The organism is Oleiphilus sp. HI0125 (assembly GCF_001635355.1).
In genome coordinates, this window is sequence record NZ_LWGF01000884.1 from 1 (window position 1) to 1,045 (window position 1,045).

Consider the following 1,045-nt stretch of genomic DNA (forward strand, 5'->3'; position numbering starts at 1 on the left):
ATCTGGATTCTTCTTCTGCGGCATGATTGAAGAGCCCGTGCAAAAACGATCAGGCAAATCAATAAAGTCAAACTGCGCAGAGGCCCATAAAATGAGTTCTTCGGAAGCGCGCGACAAATGCATTAACAAGAGGCTCGCAAATGAACAAAACTCAATCGCAAAATCACGGTCGCTCACGGAATCAAGAGAGTTATAGCTCGGACGCTCAAAACCAAGCAATTCAGCAGTTAGAGCGCGATCGATAGGGTAACTTGTGCCAGCCAAAGCCGCGGCACCAAGCGGCATGATGTTGACACGCTTACGGCAGTCCATCAAACGTTCATAATCGCGTTGCAACATTTCGTTCCAGGCCATAACGTGATGCCCGAACGTAACCGGTTGTGCAGTTTGAAGATGCGTAAAGCCTGGCATAATCGTTTCAGCTTCACGCTGTGCCAAGCCAACAATACCCTGTTGAAGACGGGTAATTTCACTTGCAATAAAGTCGATTTCATCGCGCAAATACAAACGAATATCTGTCGCAACCTGGTCATTACGTGAACGGCCTGTATGAAGCTTCTTGCCTGTAATACCAATTTTCTCGGTAAGCTTCGCTTCAATATTCATGTGCACATCTTCAAGCGCAACCGACCATTCAAACTCGCCTGCTTCAATATCTGCGCGCACTTCGCTCAAACCTTGAATGATTTGATCACGTTCTTGCTCACTCAACACACCCACTTTTGCAAGCATGGTCGCATGTGCAATCGAGCCTTGAATATCGTGAAAGTACATACGTTGATCAAACTGAACCGAAGCGGTGAATTCCGCGACAAATGCGTCTGTTGGCTCGTTAAAACGACCACCCCAAGACTGGTTGGTGGCATTTGAATCATTGCTCATGCTGGATTACCCATCTACACTAAAATCATTGCTGCCGCAGGAATTCTCTGGCGGCCCAGTAAAGCGCCGAAGTATATCATGAATAACAAAGCCACTGCGCCTCAAAAAGACGTGACGCTAACGAACAGTTTTATTCCGAATTTATGTCACGCTCAAAGCATTG

General features: G+C 46.7%; 1 protein-coding gene. It reads right to left on the bottom strand.

The annotated features are described in order from the left end of the window. The coding region (argH, locus tag A3762_RS15185) for an argininosuccinate lyase (RefSeq protein WP_068756413.1) at nucleotides 1-882 on the bottom strand (882 nt) is incomplete at its 3' end. Nucleotides 883-1,045: the final 163 nt, after the last annotated feature.